The following is a 17,303-nucleotide window of genomic DNA, read 5'->3' on the forward strand; positions in this document are numbered from 1 at the left end:
GTGTCGCGGTGGGCCGTCTCCGTACAACTCCCGTCCGTACGGGTCACTCCGGCGCGACGGCCGACGGCACCCCGTCCGTCACCCCCGCTGCGCGCGGCCGACGGCGCTGAGCACCGCCCGTACGCCCGCCGTGAGCACCGAGCCGTCCCGCCCGGCGCCCCACACCACCTGTCCCCCGACCCGGGCCTCGACGTAGGCGACGGCGTCGGTACCGGAGCCGGCACCAGCGCCCGCACCCGCACCCGCACCAGCCCCGACGGCGTGCTCGCTGAAGTGCAGGATGTCGACCCGCAGCGCGTCGGCCACCGCGTCGAGCGGCCCGGCGCCCTCGCCGCGCCGGCCGTCCACCTCCGCCCAGTCGTCGCCGGCCTGCCACGGCCAGTCCGGCGCCGCGTCCAGGTACTCCGCGCGGAAGAGCCCGTACAGTCCCTCCGCCGTCACCTCCCGCCCGCTGTCGTCGGTGGCCTCCTGCACAACCCGGGAGAACTCGATCTGGAGCCGCCTCGGCAGTTCCAGCCCGTGCCCGGTCTGGAGCAGGTAGGCGATGCCCCCCTTGCCGGACTGGCTGTTGACCCGGATGACCGCCTCGTAGTCGCGGCCGAGGTCGGCCGGGTCGATCGGCAGGTACGGCACCGACCAGGGCGCCTCGCGCGCCGGGACGCCGGACTCGGCCGCCACCTTGGCGTGGTGGGCGAAGCCCTTCTTGATGGCGTCCTGGTGGGTGCCGGAGAAGGCGGTGTGCACCAGGTCCCCCGCGTAGGGGTGGCGCTCGTGCACGGGCAGCCGGTTGCAGTGCTCGACGGTGCGGCGGATCTCGTCGAGGTCGGAGAAGTCGAGCATGGGGTCGACGCCCTGGGTGTGCAGGTTGAGCGCCAGCGTCACCAGGTCGACGTTGCCCGTCCGCTCGCCGTTGCCGAACAGGCACCCCTCCACCCGCTGAGCGCCGGCCAGCACGGCCAGTTCGGCGCAGGCGACGCCCGTTCCCCGGTCGTTGTGCGGGTGGACGGAGAGGATCACCGACTCGCGGCGCTCCAGGTGCCGGTGCAGGTACTCGATCTGGTCGGCGTAGACGTTGGGGGTGGCGATCTCGACGGTGGCGGGCAGGTTGTGGACGACGGGCCGGTCGGGGCCGGCGTCCCACAGTTCGGTGAGTCCGTTGCAGACCTCCAGGACGTAGTCCGGTTCGGTCAGGTTGAACACCTCGGGCGAGAACTGGAAGCGCACCCCGGGCCGGCCGTCGGCCCGCCGTGCCAGGTGGGTGGCGGCCTCGGTGATCAGGGCCCGCAGTTCGTGCCGGTCGCGCCCGAGGACGACCTCGCGCCAGAGCGGGGCGGTGGCGGTGTAGAGGTGGACGACGACGCGGGGCAGGCCTTCGACGGCCTCGAAGGTGCGGTCGATCAGGTCGGCGCGCGCCGCCGTGAAGACGACGACGGTGACGTCCTCGGGCACCGCGCCGGGCACGGTGGCCAGTTGCCGGACGAAGTCGAAGTCGGTGCGGCTGGCGGAGGGGTAGCCGACCTCGATCTCCTTGAAGCCCATGGCCAGGAGCAGGTCGAACATCCGCTGTTTGCGTGCCGGGTCCATGGGTTCGGCCAGTGCCTGGTTGCCGTCGCGCAGGTCGACGGGGACCCACAGCGGGGCGTGGTCGATCCGTCGGCCGGGCCAGCGCCGCATCAGCGCGGGGACGTGCACGCGCTCGTGGGCGGGCCGGTAGCGGTGGGAGGGCATGGCACCCGGGCGCTGCGGGTTCCAGGCGGGGGCGGTGACCGGGACGGGGCCGGCGGGGGTACGCAGGGTCGGGAATCGCATGATGAGTCCTTACGGAGGTACCGGTGGACCGGCAGGACGGCGCCCCGCAGCGGGGTGCCGGTCCGGTCACGCCCCGCTGCGGCCACCAAGAAGAAGGCCACCCAGAGGGAGACTCCACGGCTGCATGCCGGGTAGACTAACCACGAACCAAGTCCTCAGACAAGCTGACAGGTGAACGCGAATGCCCCCGCTCGGCCCCCTCCACCGCTCCCCCCTGGTCGACCAGGCCACCCGACGCCTGGAGGAGCAGATCACCGCCGGACACTGGCCGGTGGGCGGGAAGCTGCCGGGCGAGGTGACCCTGGCGAAGGAGCTGGGCGTCGGCCGCTCGACCGTCCGGGAGGCGCTGCGCGCGCTGGCCGGCGCCGGGATGGTGCAGAGCCGACAGGGGTCGGGCGTGTTCGTGACGGCGGACCGGCCCGCCCTGGACTGGCCGACCCGGCTGCGCCGGGCGGAGCTGGCGCACGTCTACGAGGTGCGCACCATGGTCGAGGTGCAGGCGGCCCGACTGGCGGCCGCGCGCCGCACGGAGACGGACCTCACCTCCGTGGACACGGCGCTGGCCACCCGGCTGGCGGCGGGCGGCGCGGACGACGCGGCCTTCGTGGACGCCGACATCGCGCTGCACACCGCCGTGGTGGCGGCCGCGCACAACCCGGTGCTGGACGACCTGTTCGCCCAGTTCGCGCCGGTCCTGAGGGAGCACCTGGTGGACCTGGTGGGGGTGCTGGGGCTGCGCAGCGGGGACCCGAACCACGGCTACGCGTCGCACGCGGACCTCGTCGGGGCGCTGCACCGGGGCGATCCCGAGGAGGCCGGGCGGGTGCTGGCGGCCGAGCTGGAGGCCACCCGGTCGCGCCTGCTGGCCGACTGAGCGGAGCGGGCGGAGCGGGCACCGGGGCCACCGACCGACCGGTCGGGCGAATATCCGGAGCGCGGACACACAGTTTTCACACGGCGGCCACCCGGCCGCCCGCTCCGATGGCCGACGCCTCGTCAACCCGCTCCGAACTGGGATGCTTCGAGCACGCACGATCAACCGTCAGATGACATTGTGTCCGGAGCGTGTGTGACCACGGCCCAGGCGGCGAACGCACTTTCACTCCAATCACACGGTATGACTAGTATCGCCTCGTCAAGCCCGTGCCCCGGACGGCCGCCCCGCTCAGGCCGGCCGCCATCCCCAAGGAGACTGCTCTGCGCGCGCGTGCGAATCGGCGGCCCCCGACGCCGAAGGCCCCCCGCAGGCGTCCGCGCCTGTCACTGCGGACGGCGCTGCTCGTCCTCGCCGTCGTCCCCAGCATCGCCCTGGCCGCCCTGTGGGCGGTCACCAGCGGCGAGACCGTCTTCGACTTCCAGCGCCAGGCCGCCCAGGGCCTGCTCGCCCAGAAGGCCGGCCAGCCGTCCAACATCGTCTACTACAGCCTCCAGGAAGAACGCCGGCTCAGCGCCGAGGCGCTCGCCCGGCCCGGCGGCAACACCGACCAGCTGCGCCGCCAGCGCCAGCAGACCGACGACGCGGTCCGCCAGTTCCAGGTCCTCTCCGGCGAGACCGCCGACAGCGCCCCCGAAGAGGTCCGAACCGCCGTCACCGAAGCCCGCCAGGCGATGGGCAAGCTCGCCGAGCAGCGCACCGCCGTCGACCACGGCTCGATCGACCAGCAGGCCCTCTACGCGTACTACACCGACCTGATCGCCGTCGACCTGCGGCTGTTCACCGCACTCAGCCGCGTCGACGCCGGCGAGGTCACCTGGGTCTCCAAGACCCTGGTGAACACCTTCTGGGCCAAGGAGATGCTCGCCCGCGAGGACGCCATCCTGGCCCGCGGCTGGCCCACCGGGCGACTCTCCGCCGCCGACTACCAGCAGGTGCAGCAGGCCGTCGGGGCGCAGGAGCACCTCTTCACCGTCCAGGTCCTCCCGTACATCCCGGACGGCGAGGCCGCCGCCTGGCACGACCTGATGAACAGCCCCGCCTGGCAGGCCAAGGCCGCCGTCGAGCAGTCGCTCACCAAGCCCACCGCCGCCGAGGCCAACGGCACCGTCAAGCTCCCCGCCGCCCAGGACCAGTGGCGCCAGGCCCTCGACCAGCTCAACCCGCAGCTGGTCAAGGCCATCGAGAACCGCACCAGCGCCATCGTCGACGTCGGCAAGGGCACCATCCTCTCCCTCCTCACCAAGGTCGTCCTGACCACCGTCGTCGGCCTGATCACCGTCGTCGCGGTGATCATCGCCTCCTGGCGGCTCAGCCGCTCGCTGCGCCGGCGCATCAAGGAACTCCAGACCCAGGCCGAGGAGATGGAGCGCACCCTCCCCGAGGTCGTCGAACGCCTCGGCCGCGGCGAGCAGGTCGACGTCGAGACCGACAGCCGCACCATCACCGCCGGCCCGCACGGCAACGGCACCGACGAGCTCGCCCGCCTCGGCCAGGCCCTCAACCTGGCCCGCGCCTCCGCCGTCGAGGCCGCCGTCAAGCAGGCCGAGCAGCACCGAGGCTTCGAGCGGCTGCTCCAGCGCATCGCCCGCCGCACCCAGCTGCTGATCGGCCGCCAGCTGCGCAAGCTCGACGAGCTGGAGCGCAAGCACGAGGACCCTGAGGTCCTGGAGGGCCTGTTCGACCTCGACCACCTCACCGCCCGCCTGCGCCGCTACGAGGAGAACCTCGTCATCATGGCCGGCGGCCAGCCGCAGCGGCGCTGGCGCAAGCCCGTCCCGCTGCTGGACGTGCTGCGCGCCGCGCAGGGCGAGGTGCAGGACTACCGCCGGATCATGATCGACGTCGAGGGCCACCCGTGGCTGTCCGAGCGGGCCGTCGGCCCGGTCGCGCACGTGCTCGCCGAGCTGATGGAGAACGCCACCACCTTCTCCAAGCCGCCCACCCCGGTCGAGGTCCGGGCCGCCATGGTCGGCCGCGGACTCGCCGTCGAGATCGAGGACCGCGGCCTCGGCATGGACCCCGAGCAGTACGACGCCGCCAACGAACTGATGAGCCGCCCGCCCCGCACCGACGTGCTCGCCCGGGCGGACGACGTCCGCCTCGGCTTCTACGTCATCGCCCGGCTGGCCGCGCACAACGGACTCAAGATCGAGTTCCGGCCGTCCGCCTTCGGCGGCACCCGGGTCGTCGTGCTCGTCCCCGACGAGCTCGTCATCGACGGCGACGCCGGACTCCCCGACGCCGCCCCCGTCGAACCGATCCCGCTCGTGCGGCGCTCCCGCAAGGCGCTGCTCACCGCCTCCAACGAGGCCCCGGAGCCGGAGCCGGCGGGGCCGCCGGTCGCGCCCGTGGACTCCTTCCCGCCGGGAGAGTCCTTCGCGCCGGCGGAGCCCCTCCCACCGGTGGAGGCCTTCGCCGCGGCCGAATCCTTCCCCCCGGTGGAGGCGTTCGGGCAGGTCCAGCACGTGGAGCAGCCCGGGTACGTCGCACCGCTCGGGTACGCGGAATCGCTCGGGTACGCGGAACCGCTCGGGCAGACCCAGCAGCTCCCGCACGACCCGCTGACCGCCCCCCTCCAGGCCTTCGGGCACGTCGAGTACGTCCAGCCCGAGGCCGCGCCCGCCGCCGAGCCCGCGCCGTTCCCCGCCCCGTACGCCGAGCAGCCGATCGAGCACAGCTCGCCGGCCCCCGACGCCCCGGTCGACCAGCTGCCCTCGCACGACGTGCCCGCCTACCCGGACATCGCCTACGCCCGGGTCACCGACGCCGAGGCCCCGTACGCCGACGAGCAGTACCGCCCGGCCGACCACTACCGGCTGGCCGAACGGCGCCGGCGCCGCGAGTACGCCTCCGCGGTGCCGCTCAGCCCCACCGAGACCGAGCAGCCCCCGCTGCCCCAGCGCGTCCGGCAGGCCAGCCTGGCCGCCGAACTGCGCGTCCCGCCGGCGCCCCGCCCGCAGTGGGCCGAGCCCGCCGCCGAACCCGCCGCCCCGGCCACCGAGCCCGCCGGCGGCCCCTTCCAGCGCCCGGCGAAGCGTTCCGGTGCGACGATCGGCGCCTTCCAGCGCCAGTCCCGTGCCGCCCGCGCCCAGGACAGCGGCGAGCACCCGCTGCCCGGGGCCGTGACCCCACCGGCTCCCCCCACCGCCCCCGCCGGCTCCCCGACGCCCGCGCCCGGCCCCTCCCCCTGGGCCCTGCCGGCCGCGGACCCCCGAACCACACGAACGGATGACCAGTCATGAACCGAACGATCGCCACCCACCAGGACCTGGACTGGCTGCTGGACGGACTCGTCGACTCGGTGCCCGGGACCAGGAACGCCGTCCTGCTCTCCGACGACGGCCTGGTCGTCAGCCACTCCCGCACCATCGAACGGGCCGACGCCGAACGCCTCGCCGCCGTCGCCACCGGCCAGCAGAGCCTGGCCCGCGGCGTCGGCCAGCTCTTCGACGGCGGGGCCGTCCACCAGGTGATCGTCGAACTCGCCGAGTGCTGGCTGTTCATCATCGCCGCCGCCCGGGGCACCCACCTGGCCGTCGTCGCCTCCCAGGAGGTCGACGCCGAGGTCATGTCGGTCGCCATGCACACCCTGGTGCAGCAGGTCGGCCAGAAGATGACCACCCCGGTGCGTGCCGAGGCCGGCGCCGCCTCCCCCGCCGGCTTCGACGCCTTCGCCGCCCGGAACCGGAGCTGACACCGGTGGGCCCGTACGGGAGCGGAAACGGGAGCGGGCAGCGCGGCGGGGTCCCGCACTGGAGCGAACTGCCGGACGAGGACGCCGAGGACGAGTCGGGCGCCATGGTGCGCCCGTACACCATCACCCGCGGCCGCACCGCGCCCGAGCGCGACGACCTCACCCTGATCACCGTGCTCACCACCGTCGAGGACGAGGCCACCCGGGCCCTGGCGCGGGGCAGCCGCGCCGGTGCCCGCGGCCTCCAGCCCGAGCACCGGATGATCCTCGACCACTGCCGGCGGCCCGCCGCCGTCGCCGAGGTGTCGGCCGGCCTGGACCTCCCGGTCTCGGTCACCAAGATCCTGTTGGGCGACCTGGTCGCCCAGGGCCTGCTGCGGGCCCGGGCACCGCTCTCGGTGGCCCGGGCCGCCGGAGGCGTGGACCTCGGCCTGCTCACGGCCGTTCGCGAAGGACTCCGGAGACTCTGAACCATGGCAACACCCCACCCCAGCAGTGCCGCTGACGCCGGCGTCGCCACCGCGCCGGCCGCCGTCAAGATCCTCATCGCGGGCGGCTTCGGCGTCGGCAAGACCACCCTCGTCGGCTCCGTCAGCGAGGTCGCCCCGCTGCGCACCGAGGAGTACCTGACCCGGGCCAGCGTCGGCGTGGACGACCTGTCCGGCGTCGACCAGAAGGACACCACCACCGTCGCCCTCGACTTCGGCCGGATCACCGTCAACCCGGACCTCGTCGTCTACCTGTTCGGCACCCCCGGGCAGGAACGCTTCTGGTTCATGTGGAACGACCTCGTCAACGGCGCCCTCGGCGGCATCGTCATCGCCGACACCCGCCGGCTCGACACCAGCTTCGCCTCCATCGACTTCTTCGAGAGTCGGGGCATCCCCTTCGTCGTCGCCATCAACTGCTTCCACAGCCACAACACCCGCACCCCCGACGAGATCCGCGCCGCCCTCGACCTGGACCCGCAGGTACCGATGCTCCTCGGCGACGTCCGCGAACGCGCCTTCGGACGCGACCTGCTGCTCGCCCTGGTCGACCACCTGATGGACCTCTCCGCCGCCCCCGTCGGCTGAACGTCGGCTGAACCACCTCCCTTCCCCAGGAGCTACCCCATGACCTCACCCCTGCGCGTCCTCGTCCACGGCGGCGGCATCGGCGGGCTCACCCTCGCCACCGCCCTCGCCAAGCGCGGCCACCACGTCGACGTCGCCGAACTCCGCGACCAGCTGGAAGCCCTCGGCGTCGGCATCATCCAGCCCTCCAACGCCCTCCACGTGATGCGCGAGATAGGCGTCCTCGACGACTGCCTCGCCGCCGGCTTCGAGTGGGAGGTGCTCACCATCTGCGACCCGACCGGTGCCACCCTCGCCAAGATCCCGCAGCCCCGGATGGGCGACGCCCCCTCCAACAACGGCATCCCCCGCCCCGCCCTCGCCCAGGTACTCGCCACCGCCGCCACCCGGGCCGGCGCCACCCTGCGCTTCGGCACCACCATCGCCGACCTCGCCGAGGACGCCGACGGCGTCGACGCCACCCTCACCGACGGGCACCGCGACCGCTACGACCTCGTCGTCGGCTTCGACGGCATCGGCTCCCCGCTGCGCAAGCGCCTCTACGGGGAGAAGTACGCGCCCGAGTACACCGGCTTCGCCAACTGGCGCGTCACCCTGCCGCGTTCACCCGAGGTCCAGGGCGTGGTGATGTCCACCGGCAACCTCAAGGCCAAGGCACTGCTCACCCCGATCACCGACGACCTCATGTACCTGGGCTCGGTGTTCGCCGAGGCCGAGGACTTCCGGCCCGACCCCGGGCACGCCCACGAGCAGCTCGCCGAGCGCCTGGCCGGCTTCGGCGGCCCGATCTCCGAGGCCCTCGCCCAGGTCACCGACCCGTCCGCCGTGGTCTACTCGCGGATCTCCCAGGTCAGCGTCGAGGAGCCCTGGCACGTCGGCCGGATCGCGCTCGCCGGCGACGCCGCCCACGCCTCCACCCCGCACCTCGCCCAGGGCGCCGCGATGGCCGTCGAGGACGCCCTCGTCCTCGCCCAGAGCCTGGACGCCGCCGAGGCCGTCCCCGCCGCGCTCGCCGCCTGGGAGGAGCGCCGCCGGCCCCGCGCCATGTGGGTCCAGGCACTCTCCCGGGCCGTCCTCAAGCAGGAGACCGGCACGCCCACCACCCCGGAGGAGGACGAACTCCTCAAGGTCGGCATCCCCGGCGCCGCCCACGTCCTCGTCCAGCCGTACTGACCGCTGTCCCGCCTGCTGCGCGAAGCCTCGCAGCAGGCGGGCGGGCGGCCGGCCAGGTCTCGCGTCGGCTCGCGCGGCAGCTCACGCGTCGGCTCACGCGTCGGCTCACGCGTCGGCTCACGCGTCGGCGAGCTCGTGCCGCCGCTGCCACACCGCCGCCGAGACCCGGGCCAGCAGCCGGGCCGCCGGGTCCGTGCGGTCCTCGCCCGAGGCCAGCGGGCCGGTGTAGCAGACCGCGATCAGGTAGGGCGGGCAGTCCTGCGGGTGGACCAGGCCCACGCTGTGCCGGGCGCCGGGCACCCAGCCGTTCTTGAAGGCGATCCGGGTGCCCGGCGGCAGGCCCGCCGCCAGGTCCACCCGGAACGCGTTGCGCTCCAGCAGCGCCAGCAACTCCGGCTCCCCGCCCAGGGAGTGCAGCAGCCGCACCAGGTCCCGCGCGCTCACCAGGTTGTGCACCCCGGCGTCGCGCGCCGCGTAGTCCTCGATCCCGCGCGGGCTCGCGCTGCGCGTCGCCCCGGCCCGCCGCCACGCCTCGGCCACCGCCGCCCGGTCGACCCGGGCCAGGCACAGGTTGGTGGCCAGGTTGGAGGAGTGCGTGATCATCCGTTCGGCGAGCAGCCGCAGCGGCACGTGCGTGCCCAGCAGCTCCCACGGCAGCGGATCGCTGTCCCAGTCGGGATCGTTGCCGAACTCCCCGCCCACCACGGACTCGAACCGGTTCACCACCGGCACCTCGGCATCGAGATCCGCCCCGCCACGGGCGAGCGCCGCCAACACCGCGACCTTCATCGTGCTCGCGGCATCGTGCAGTTCGTCCGGCGCCCGCACGAACACCGGCTCCGCCTCGCCCGCCCAGGGGGCCACCACCACAGAGAGCATGGCCGCAGCCTAGGGCAGCCTTCGGCTGGTCAGGAAGGGCTGCCCACGGCTGCTCGGCACTGTTGAGGGCTGCTCAGGACTGCTTGGCGCAGGTGCGGTCCCTGCCCGGCAGCCGGCCGGTGGCCAGGTAGGTGTTCACCGAGTCGTCGACGCAGGCGTTGCCGTAGACGCCGAAGCTGGTGTGCTGGAAAGCGCCTTCGAGGGTGACCAGCCGGGAGCTGGGCAGCATGCCGTGCAGGGCCACACTGCCCCGGTACGGGGTGCGCGGGTCGTTGCTGGCGGCCACGATCAGCGCCGCGGTGTCGCGCCGGACCCGGGTGGGCTCCTCGCGCGGCGCGTCCCAGAACGCGCACGGGGTGATGTTCTCGGTCATCGGGCTGAACAGCGGGTGGGCGGCCCGGCCGCGCTCGATGTCGCGCCAGTACTGCTCCGGGTCGCGCGGGGCGGCCACGTCCCCGCACAGGATGGCGGTCTGCACGCTGCCGGTGGCCGAACCCGCGCTGGTGAACGTCCCCCGCAGGAAGGCGGCGAAGCCGGGCGACACCCGGGTGGGCCGCCCGTCCGCGGCCCCGGCCAGCACGGACAGCTGCTCGGCGAGGCCCGCCCGCGCCGGATCGAGGTCGCTCGCGATCCCGGCGAACACCAGGGAGGGGACCTGGCTGCCGTCGAGCCGGAAGACGTCGGGGGCGGTACCGACGGTGAGCGGCTCCCGCTCGGCCGCCGCGACGACGCGGTCGATCGTGGCGCGCACCTGCGCGCGGGTGTCGCCGAGGCCGTAGTCGGCGTGGTGCGCGGCCGCCCAGTCGGCCCAGCCGTCGAGCGCCCGCTCGTGCTCGTTCTCGGTGCCCCGCATCAGCCGGGGGTTGTAGCCGCGCGGGTCGATCCCGCCGTCGAGGACCACCCGGTCGTAGCGGCCGGGGAACAGCTGGGTGTAGGCCGTGCCCAGGTAGGTGCCGTACGAGTAGCCCAGGTAGGAGATCTTCCGTTCGCCGAGCGCGGCCCGGACGACGTCCAGGTCGCGGGCCGTGTTCCGGGTCGTGACGTGCGGCAGCACCGAGCCGTTGGTGGCGCGGCACCGGTCGGCCACGCTCCTGGCCCACGCCGTCTGGCGGTCGAAGACCGCCCGGTCGGCGCTGGCCGAGGGCAGGACGGGGCCGGTGGACAGGCCGCAGTCCAGCGGAGTGCTGCGGCCGACGAAGCGCGGGTCCATGCCGATCACGTCGTAGCGGGCGCCGGCCTCCTTCATCGCCCCGCGCACCAGTACGGAGTTGGCGAGGCCCGGCCCGCCGGGGCCGCCGAAGTTGAGCAGGAGGGAGCCGATCCGGTGCCGGGTGTCGGTGGCCTTGAGCCGGGAGATCGCGACGGTGATCGTCCGCCCCCGGGGGTCGCTGTAGTCGAGCGGCACGGTCACGTCCGCGCAGCGCGCGCCCGCGCTCTCCAGGCCGCGGCCCACCTCGTCGTCGGGGCCCAGGACGCAGCTGCGCCAGTCGAGGCGCTGGTGGTGGTAGCGGTCGAGTCCGGCTCCGGCGCTCGCGGGGCCGCCGTCACGCTCGGCGGCGGCGGCCGTGGCGGCGGGCGCCGTGGCGAGGCAGGCGGTGAGGGCGAGGCCCGCGGCCGCGACGCGGCGCAGGGCCTTGGGGGTGGTCATGCGGTCTCCTGACGATGACGGGTGCGGATGCGGGTGCGGATGCGCAGGAAGTCGGTCAGGCCGACTTCCTGCGCGTCAGCCTTCCAGCGCACCCGGCGCCGGATCATCGCCCTGGGACACGAACTGTCGGTACGTCAGGAGCAGTAGCCCCGCTGCCCGGCGTACCACCCGGGCAGTAACCGGACCCCGGGGCCGGAGCGTGCCCGGGTCAGCCGCTCGGGCGCGGGGACGGCAGGGCCGCGGAGCCCGCCGCCAGGGGCCATTCGCGGTGGAACGGCGGCAGCGGGTACGTGCCCTCGATGACCGGGGTGCCGAAGACCTTGAGGTGGGCGAGCAGCGAGCCGGTCAGGTCGACGCCGCCGACCAGCGACCAACTCCCTTGGGCCTGAGGCGGGTTGCCAGAGGAGTCGGCGATCAGCGAGCCCTCGGCCCGGGCCCGCAGGTAGGGGGCGACGGTGGTCTGGACGCCGACGGTGTCGTAGAGGCCGACGGAGACCTCGGCGCCGAGCGCGGCCCGCACCCCGGCCCTGCCGGTGAGGCGCACCCGGACCGGGGAGACCTTGGTGTCGGCGTCGGTGGTCGGGGTCCAGCCCTTGCCGCCGGTGTAGTCGGCGCGGACGGCCCAGGTGCCGGTGGCCTCCTGTTCGGCCTCCAGGTGGACCTGGCCGTCGGCGCCGACCTCCAGGTAGCAGGTGAGCTTCAGGTTGACCACGACGGGCAGTCCGGCGACGGTGAGCACCGGGCTGGCCTGCAACGTGGCGAAGGGCAGCCGGACGGGCGCGGCGCCGGTGCTGCGCGCGACGTCGCCGGTGACCTTCCACTGGGCGTGGGCGCCGAGGTCGAAGCCGATGGAGGCCGTGCGCGGGCTGCCGGCGGCGGCGCCGTGGTAGGCGAAGTGGACGGCGGGGTGCAGCTGGAGGGAGCCGGAGGCGTCCACGCTCGCGCCGTCGGGCAGCGGGACGGGGGCCTTGACGTCGACCTCCAGGGTGCCGGAGGCGTCGGCCTTCACACCGCCGCCGTCCGCACCGACGACGGCCTTGAGGTCCTTGACCAGCGGGGTGACGGTGATGCCGTGCGGGTCGACGGGCACCGGGCCGTCGGCCTCGGTGCCGCCGAGGAGTTCGGCGAGGGTGGCGGGGCGGGTGGTCAGGTTGAGGCTGGCGCCCGCGCCGGGGCGGACGCCGGTGACGGCGACCAGCGCGCCCTGGGGCGCGGCGGCGGTGGGCGGGCTGGCGATGAGCTGCCCGGGCTGAACGGCGGGGGCGGGGGTCGGCGTCGCGCCGGCGGTCGCGGTGGGCCCGGCGGCCGGCGGCGCCGAGAGGACGGCCGTGCCGCCCGCCGGGTCGTACGCGGTGAGCTGGAGGTTCTGCCCGGCGGGGGTGGCCGCGCCGCCGTCCTTGGCGGGAGCGGCCACGGCGGCCTGCCGGTCGCCGGCCGGGGCGGCGGTGACCGGCGTACCGGCCGTACCGGTCGGCCGTGCGGTGGCAGCGGCGGTGGTCGGGGCGGCGGCGGCCCGGGCGCGGGGGGTGCCGGCGGCCTGGGCTGTCGGGGCCTGACTGCCGGCGGCGGACGCGGTCGTGGTCGTGCCGGTGGTGACGGCCGCTTCGGTGGTGCCGGCGGCGGCCTGCGGAGTGCCGGAGGTGGTCGGCCCACAGGCGGCGACCCCGGCGAGGGCGAGGGTGAGGAGGGCGGGGCCGACGGCCCTGCCTATGGAGCTTTTGAACACGCGGCGTCATGTTACTGACGGGGAATAAGTTTGTCGAAGACAGGCCAGGCAGGGTAAAAGGCGCAGGTCAGACCAGTCGGGCCACGGGCAGCGGAGCTCCCGGCAGCGGGCCCACCGCGGCGTCCGCCGCCAACGCGGCCAGGTACCGGGAGCGGGGCACCGGCTCGGCGCCGAGACTGCGGATGTGCGGACTGTCCCACTGGGCGTCGAGCAGCCGACCGCCGGCCGCGCCGAAGCGCACCCCGAGGTCGGCGACGGCGACGCGGGCGGCGTCGGGGCGGCGGTGGAACATCGAGTCGAGGCTGAGGACGGGCCCGGCGGCGACGCCGAACACCCCGCCGATCAGCTCCTCGCCCTCCCACACCTCGCCGCTGTGGGCGGCCCCGAGCGCATGCAGCCGCTCCAGTGCGGACCGCAACTCTCCGGTCAGCCAGGCCGGTTGGCGGCCCTCGGCACAGCGGGCCACCACCTCGCCGAAGGCCCGGTCGGCGCTGGTCCACCACTGCGGCCGGTGGCGCAGCCGCCGGGCGAGGCGGCTGCCGAGCCGGACGCCGTCGGGCGGCAGGACGGGCCGGGGGTCGGGCGACCACCAGGCCAGCGCGTACGGGTCGTTCCCGCCGGGCAGCAGCGCCACCTCGCCCGCCTCGACGGCTTGTTCGTAGCGCGCCTCGTTGTAGGCGCCTGCGTACTCGTCCGCCGCGGGCATCGGGAACAGGCCGCGACGGTACGCCGCCAGCAGGTCCGACGCGCCCAGGCCGGCGCCGAACGCCACCGGCCCGTCCCCGGGCCCGCGTTGGACGTCCAGCCCGTCGAAGGGGCTCACGCCGGCGGCCCGAGGAAGCCCTCCGCCGCCAGCCGCCCCAGGTAGTGGTCGAGCAGGCCGGCGTCCACGGCGGGCAGGTCGATGCCGCTGCCGGCGAGCGCGGCGTCGGTGTTGGCGCGGTCGAACAGCGGGAAGACGGGCCGGAAGTACAGCTCGCTGATCGACAGCGCCGACCCGGGAGCGCGGTCGACGAACAGCGGGACGAACGGCGTGATGGGGTGGGCGGGGTGCCTGGCGGCGAACCGGACCAGGCCCTGCACCCAGTCGCGGTAAGGGAGTTCGGCGATCGGGTGGCCCCGGGCCCGGAGCCGTTCGGCGAGATCGGCGAGGTCGGCCGGGCGCGGCGAGGTGAGGTGGTAGACCTCGCCGTCGGCGGGGGCGTGGGCGGCGATGTGGGCGACGGCGCGCGCGAAGCGGTCGGCCGGGACGAAGTCGAGCGGCAGCAGCACGTCCGGGCAGGTGCCGCTGTCCGCCAGGTACGCGATGAGCGCGCAGATCTCGGTGCCGGTGTTCATCACACCGGTGGCGAGGTCCCCGGTGACGTCGTTGGTGCGCAGCACGGTGACCGGGAGACCGGCGGCGGCTGCCTCGTGCAGCAGCTGTTCGGCGACCCACTTGCTCTCGACGTAGCCGACGCCGAGCCGGTCGGGGTGGGCGAGCGGGGTCCGTTCGGTGACCTCGCGGACGCCGGCCGCGCCGAAGCCGGCCAGCACGGCGAGGGTGGACAGGTAGTGCACGGGCACGCCCCGGCTGTGCCCGGCGAGGCGGATGATCTCGCGGGTGCCGCCGACGTTGGGCGCGCGCAGCTGGTGGTACGGATAGAGGAAGTTGACCTGTCCGCCGAGGTGGTGGACGGCGTCCAGACTCCCGGCCAAACCGTCGAACTGACGCTGCGTCAGTCCTAGTCGGGGTGCGGCGAGGTCGCCGACCAGGGGCACCACCCGGCTGTCGGTCAGGTCGTGGCGCAGGAAGCGCTGCTGGGCGGCGCGCAGGCGTTCCAGCGCGTGCTCCTCGTCGGGGGCGCGGACCAGGCAGTGGATCCGGGCCCCGGTGGTGGCGAGCAGCGCGTGCAGCAGGTGGGCGCCGCAGAAGCCGGTGGCGCCGGTGAGCAGGATCTCGGCGGGTTCGGCCCGGCTGGGCGCCGGGCTCCAGGACTGCTGGACGGGGTGGGCGAGCCGGGCTTCGGCGGCCCAGTCGACGGCGGCCTCGCCGGAGCCGGAGCCGGAGCCGGAGCCAGGGTCGGTTCCGTCGACGCGGGCGGTGCGCGCGGCTCCGTCGGCGCGGGCGGCCTGGACGGCGGTCGCGAAGGCGCGCAGGGTGGCGTCGCGCAGCAGGGCGCGGGTGAGGGCGCGGACGCGGGTGACGTCGAGGCCGAGCATGATCCGGGCGCGGGCGAGCATCTCCATGGCCAGCAGGGAGTTGCCGCCGAGGGCGAAGAAGTCGTCGGCGGGCCCGACCTCCTCGACGCCGAGCAGTTCGGCCCACAGCCGGCCGATGGCGTCCTCGACGGCTCCCCCACCGCCCGCCGCCCCGGTGCCGCCCGGGCCGGGCCGGCCCGGGGTGCGCGGCTCGGCGTGCGGCAGCCGGCGGCGGTCGACCTTTCCGGCCGGGGTGAGCGGCATGCGGTCCAGCGCCACGAAGGCGGCCGGGAGCATGTACTCCGGCAGCCGTTCGGCCAGGTAGGCGCGGAGCCGGTCGCGGCGGACCCCGGCTTCTGCACCGGCGTCGGCGTGGTCGGCGAGCGTGTAGTAGGCGGTGAGCGCGCGGCCCCCGTCGGGGTCGCCGCCGTCGGCGGCGACGCGGGCCTGCCGGACGTCGGGGTGGGCGGCGAGGGCGGCCTCGATCTCGGCGGGGTCGACGCGGTGGCCGAGCACCTTCACCTGGTCGTCGAAGCGGCCGAGGATCTCCAGCTGCCCGTCGGCCCGCCAGCGCCCGGCGTCGCCGGTGCGGTACATCCGCTCGCCGGGCACCGGCGCGTACGGGTCGGGGACGAAGGCCTCGGCGGTCGCCACGGGGGCGCGCCAGTAGCCCCGGGCGAGGCCGGGCCCGCCGAGGTGGATCTCGCCCTTCTCGCCGGGCCGTACGGGGGACAGTCGGGCGTCCAGGACGTGCACCCGCACGCCGGGCAGTGGGCGGCCGATCGGCACCGGCGCGGCCGGGCCGCCCGGGCCGGCGCCGTCCAGCAGGGCGGGGGTGACCTCGCAGAGCGTGGAGGTGACGGCGGCCTCGGTGACCCCGTAGGCGTTGACCAGCCGGACGCCGGGCAGCCGGTCCAGGCAACTGCGGCAGTCGTCGGCGTGCACGACGTCCCCGCCGACGACGACCAGCCGCAGCCCCTCCGGGCCGGGCCCGCCGGGCGGGAGCAGCGTGAGCACGTGGTGCCAGTAGGCGGGGGTGAGGTCGGCGACGGCGAGGCCGAGTCCGCGCATCCGGTGGACGAGTTCGGTGGGCGCCCAGGTGCGGCCGCCGCCGAGGACGAGGGTGGCCCCGGCGAGCAGGGTCGCGAAGACCTGCTCCAGTGCGGTGTCGAAGCCGAGCGCGGCGAGTTGCAGGACGCGTTCGCCGGGGGCGAGGCCGTAGGCGTGGACGACCCGGTCGAGGGTGAACACCAGGGCGCGGTGGGTGACGGGGACGCCCTTGGGGGTGCCGGTGGTGCCGGAGGTGTAGATCAGGTAGGCGAGGTCGTCGGGCGCGGCACCGTCGGGCTCACCCGCGCCGTCGGGCCCGCCCGCGCCGCATAACCCGGCGAGGACCGGCTCACCGCCGCCGTCCGGCCCGTCCTCGGCGTCCACCGGCACCGGCTCGACGCCCGGCAGCGCCCCGCCCTCGGTGACCGCCACCCGCGCCCCGCTGTCCTCGACCAGCCGGGCCAGCCGCCGCGCCGGGTACGCCGGATCCAGCGGCAGCAGCGCCGCGCCCGCCTTCAGCACGCCGAGCCAGGCGACGACCAGGCCCGCACCGCGTTCGAGGCAGACCGGCACCACCTGCTCGGGGCCGGCCCCGCGCGCCCGCAGTGCCCTGGCCAGGCGGTCGCTGCGCCGGTCCAGCTCGCGGTAGCTCAGCGTGGCGTCGTCGGCGACGACGGCGACCGCGTCCGGGTGCTGCGCGGCGCGGGAGCGCAGCAGTCCGGGCACGGTGCCGCCGTCGCCCTCGGCCCGCCCGCGGCCGCGCTCCCCGGGGGAGCCGAGCCCGGGGAAGCCGAGCCCGGGCGGGCGCCATTCGCGGGCCACGTGGGCCCGGCAGTCGTCGCGGCCGGCCGGCCCGTACACCAGGTGCCAGCCACCCGGCACGGTCAAGTCGCCGGGCCAGATCGCGTACTGACCGCTGTCGTTGCGAACCACGGCGTGACGCCCGGAGTTCACATCCGTTCGTACGCCCTGTGCGCTGTCTGCTGCGTCGTCCACCGGCTTGACCTCGTGCTGTGGCGGCAGTTTCCTGGGAGGTGCGACATTTCCGACTATACGCACTCAGGGCACAGGACGAACGTCCGATCGCAACCCGACCGGACGCGACGCTGCCGTGTGCCCGTCAGCCCGGG

The 17,303-nt window shown here is 75.0% G+C and carries 12 protein-coding genes; 6 read left to right on the forward strand and 6 right to left on the reverse strand.

Going from position 1 to position 17,303, the window contains the following annotated elements; translation table 11 throughout:
* Positions 1-78: 78 nt before the first annotated feature.
* A complete protein-coding gene (locus AB0P03_RS02790; protein ID WP_363627617.1) occupies positions 79-1,809 on the reverse strand; it encodes a 2-isopropylmalate synthase in 1,731 nt (576 codons plus the stop codon).
* 181 nt (positions 1,810-1,990) lie between these two features.
* Here AB0P03_RS02790 and AB0P03_RS02795 point away from each other — a divergent pair, with 181 nt between their 5' ends.
* The 6 genes from AB0P03_RS02795 (at position 1,991) to AB0P03_RS02820 (ending at position 8,689) form a co-directional block, all read left to right on the forward strand.
* Entirely contained in the window at positions 1,991-2,683 is a 693-nt protein-coding gene (locus AB0P03_RS02795) for an FCD domain-containing protein (RefSeq protein ID WP_363579616.1), read from the forward strand.
* A 269-nt stretch (positions 2,684-2,952) separates the two neighbouring features.
* Positions 2,953-5,988: a nitrate- and nitrite sensing domain-containing protein gene (locus AB0P03_RS02800; protein WP_363627618.1), complete on the forward strand. Its 3,036-nt coding sequence runs from the start codon at positions 2,953-2,955 to the stop codon at positions 5,986-5,988.
* Entirely contained in the window at positions 5,985-6,440 is a 456-nt protein-coding gene (locus AB0P03_RS02805; RefSeq protein WP_363579618.1) for a roadblock/LC7 domain-containing protein, read from the forward strand. Before AB0P03_RS02800 ends, AB0P03_RS02805 begins: the two co-directional genes overlap by 4 nt.
* 104 nt (positions 6,441-6,544) lie before the next feature.
* Positions 6,545-6,910, forward strand: coding sequence for a DUF742 domain-containing protein (locus tag AB0P03_RS02810; RefSeq protein WP_363579675.1), 366 nt, complete (start codon positions 6,545-6,547; stop codon positions 6,908-6,910).
* Between the two features lie 3 nt (positions 6,911-6,913).
* Positions 6,914-7,516 carry an ATP/GTP-binding protein gene (locus AB0P03_RS02815; RefSeq protein WP_363579619.1) on the forward strand — a complete coding sequence of 201 codons (603 nt, stop codon included), beginning with the start codon at positions 6,914-6,916 and terminating at the stop codon, positions 7,514-7,516.
* Positions 7,517-7,555: 39 nt separating this feature from the next.
* Positions 7,556-8,689, forward strand: a complete 1,134-nt coding sequence (locus AB0P03_RS02820; RefSeq protein ID WP_363627619.1) for an FAD-dependent monooxygenase — start codon at positions 7,556-7,558, stop codon at positions 8,687-8,689.
* A 117-nt stretch (positions 8,690-8,806) separates the two neighbouring features.
* Here AB0P03_RS02820 and AB0P03_RS02825 read toward each other — a convergent pair whose 3' ends face one another.
* The 5 genes from AB0P03_RS02825 to AB0P03_RS02845 all read right to left on the reverse strand — a co-directional run bounded on the left by AB0P03_RS02825 (position 8,807) and on the right by AB0P03_RS02845 (position 17,232).
* Positions 8,807-9,568, reverse strand: coding sequence for a serine hydrolase (locus AB0P03_RS02825; protein ID WP_363627620.1), 762 nt, complete (start codon positions 9,566-9,568; stop codon positions 8,807-8,809).
* A gap of 73 nt (positions 9,569-9,641) precedes the next feature.
* Entirely contained in the window at positions 9,642-11,216 is a 1,575-nt protein-coding gene (locus tag AB0P03_RS02830) for an alpha/beta hydrolase (RefSeq protein ID WP_363627621.1), read from the reverse strand.
* Positions 11,217-11,424: 208 nt separating this feature from the next.
* Complete coding sequence (locus AB0P03_RS02835; RefSeq protein ID WP_363627622.1) at positions 11,425-12,942, reverse strand: hypothetical protein; 1,518 nt, start codon at positions 12,940-12,942, stop codon at positions 11,425-11,427.
* Positions 12,943-13,009: 67 nt separating this feature from the next.
* On the reverse strand, positions 13,010-13,765 hold the full coding sequence (locus tag AB0P03_RS02840; RefSeq protein ID WP_363579624.1) for a leucyl/phenylalanyl-tRNA--protein transferase: 756 nt from the start codon (positions 13,763-13,765) through the stop codon (positions 13,010-13,012).
* Positions 13,762-17,232, reverse strand: a complete 3,471-nt coding sequence (locus AB0P03_RS02845; protein ID WP_363627623.1) for an amino acid adenylation domain-containing protein — start codon at positions 17,230-17,232, stop codon at positions 13,762-13,764. The genes AB0P03_RS02840 and AB0P03_RS02845 overlap by 4 nt, the downstream gene beginning before the upstream one ends.
* Between the last annotated feature and the right edge of the window lie 71 nt (positions 17,233-17,303).

The sequence above is a fragment of the Kitasatospora sp. NPDC088779 genome (assembly GCF_040685395.1).
Lineage (GTDB): Bacteria > Actinomycetota > Actinomycetes > Streptomycetales > Streptomycetaceae > Kitasatospora.

What these genes read in the sequence shown, in the direction of transcription:
- AB0P03_RS02790 (WP_363627617.1), bottom strand. Translation starts at nt 1,809, where the DNA reads ATGCGATTCCCGACCCTGCGTACCCCCGCCGGCCCCGTCCCGGTCACC.
- AB0P03_RS02795 (WP_363579616.1), top strand. Translation starts at nt 1,991, where the DNA reads ATGCCCCCGCTCGGCCCCCTCCACCGCTCCCCCCTGGTCGACCAGGCC.
- AB0P03_RS02805 (WP_363579618.1), top strand. Translation starts at nt 5,985, where the DNA reads ATGAACCGAACGATCGCCACCCACCAGGACCTGGACTGGCTGCTGGAC.
- AB0P03_RS02810 (WP_363579675.1), top strand. Translation starts at nt 6,545, where the DNA reads ATGGTGCGCCCGTACACCATCACCCGCGGCCGCACCGCGCCCGAGCGC.
- AB0P03_RS02815 (WP_363579619.1), top strand. Translation starts at nt 6,914, where the DNA reads ATGGCAACACCCCACCCCAGCAGTGCCGCTGACGCCGGCGTCGCCACC.
- AB0P03_RS02820 (WP_363627619.1), top strand. Translation starts at nt 7,556, where the DNA reads ATGACCTCACCCCTGCGCGTCCTCGTCCACGGCGGCGGCATCGGCGGG.
- AB0P03_RS02825 (WP_363627620.1), bottom strand. Translation starts at nt 9,568, where the DNA reads ATGCTCTCTGTGGTGGTGGCCCCCTGGGCGGGCGAGGCGGAGCCGGTG.
- AB0P03_RS02830 (WP_363627621.1), bottom strand. Translation starts at nt 11,216, where the DNA reads ATGACCACCCCCAAGGCCCTGCGCCGCGTCGCGGCCGCGGGCCTCGCC.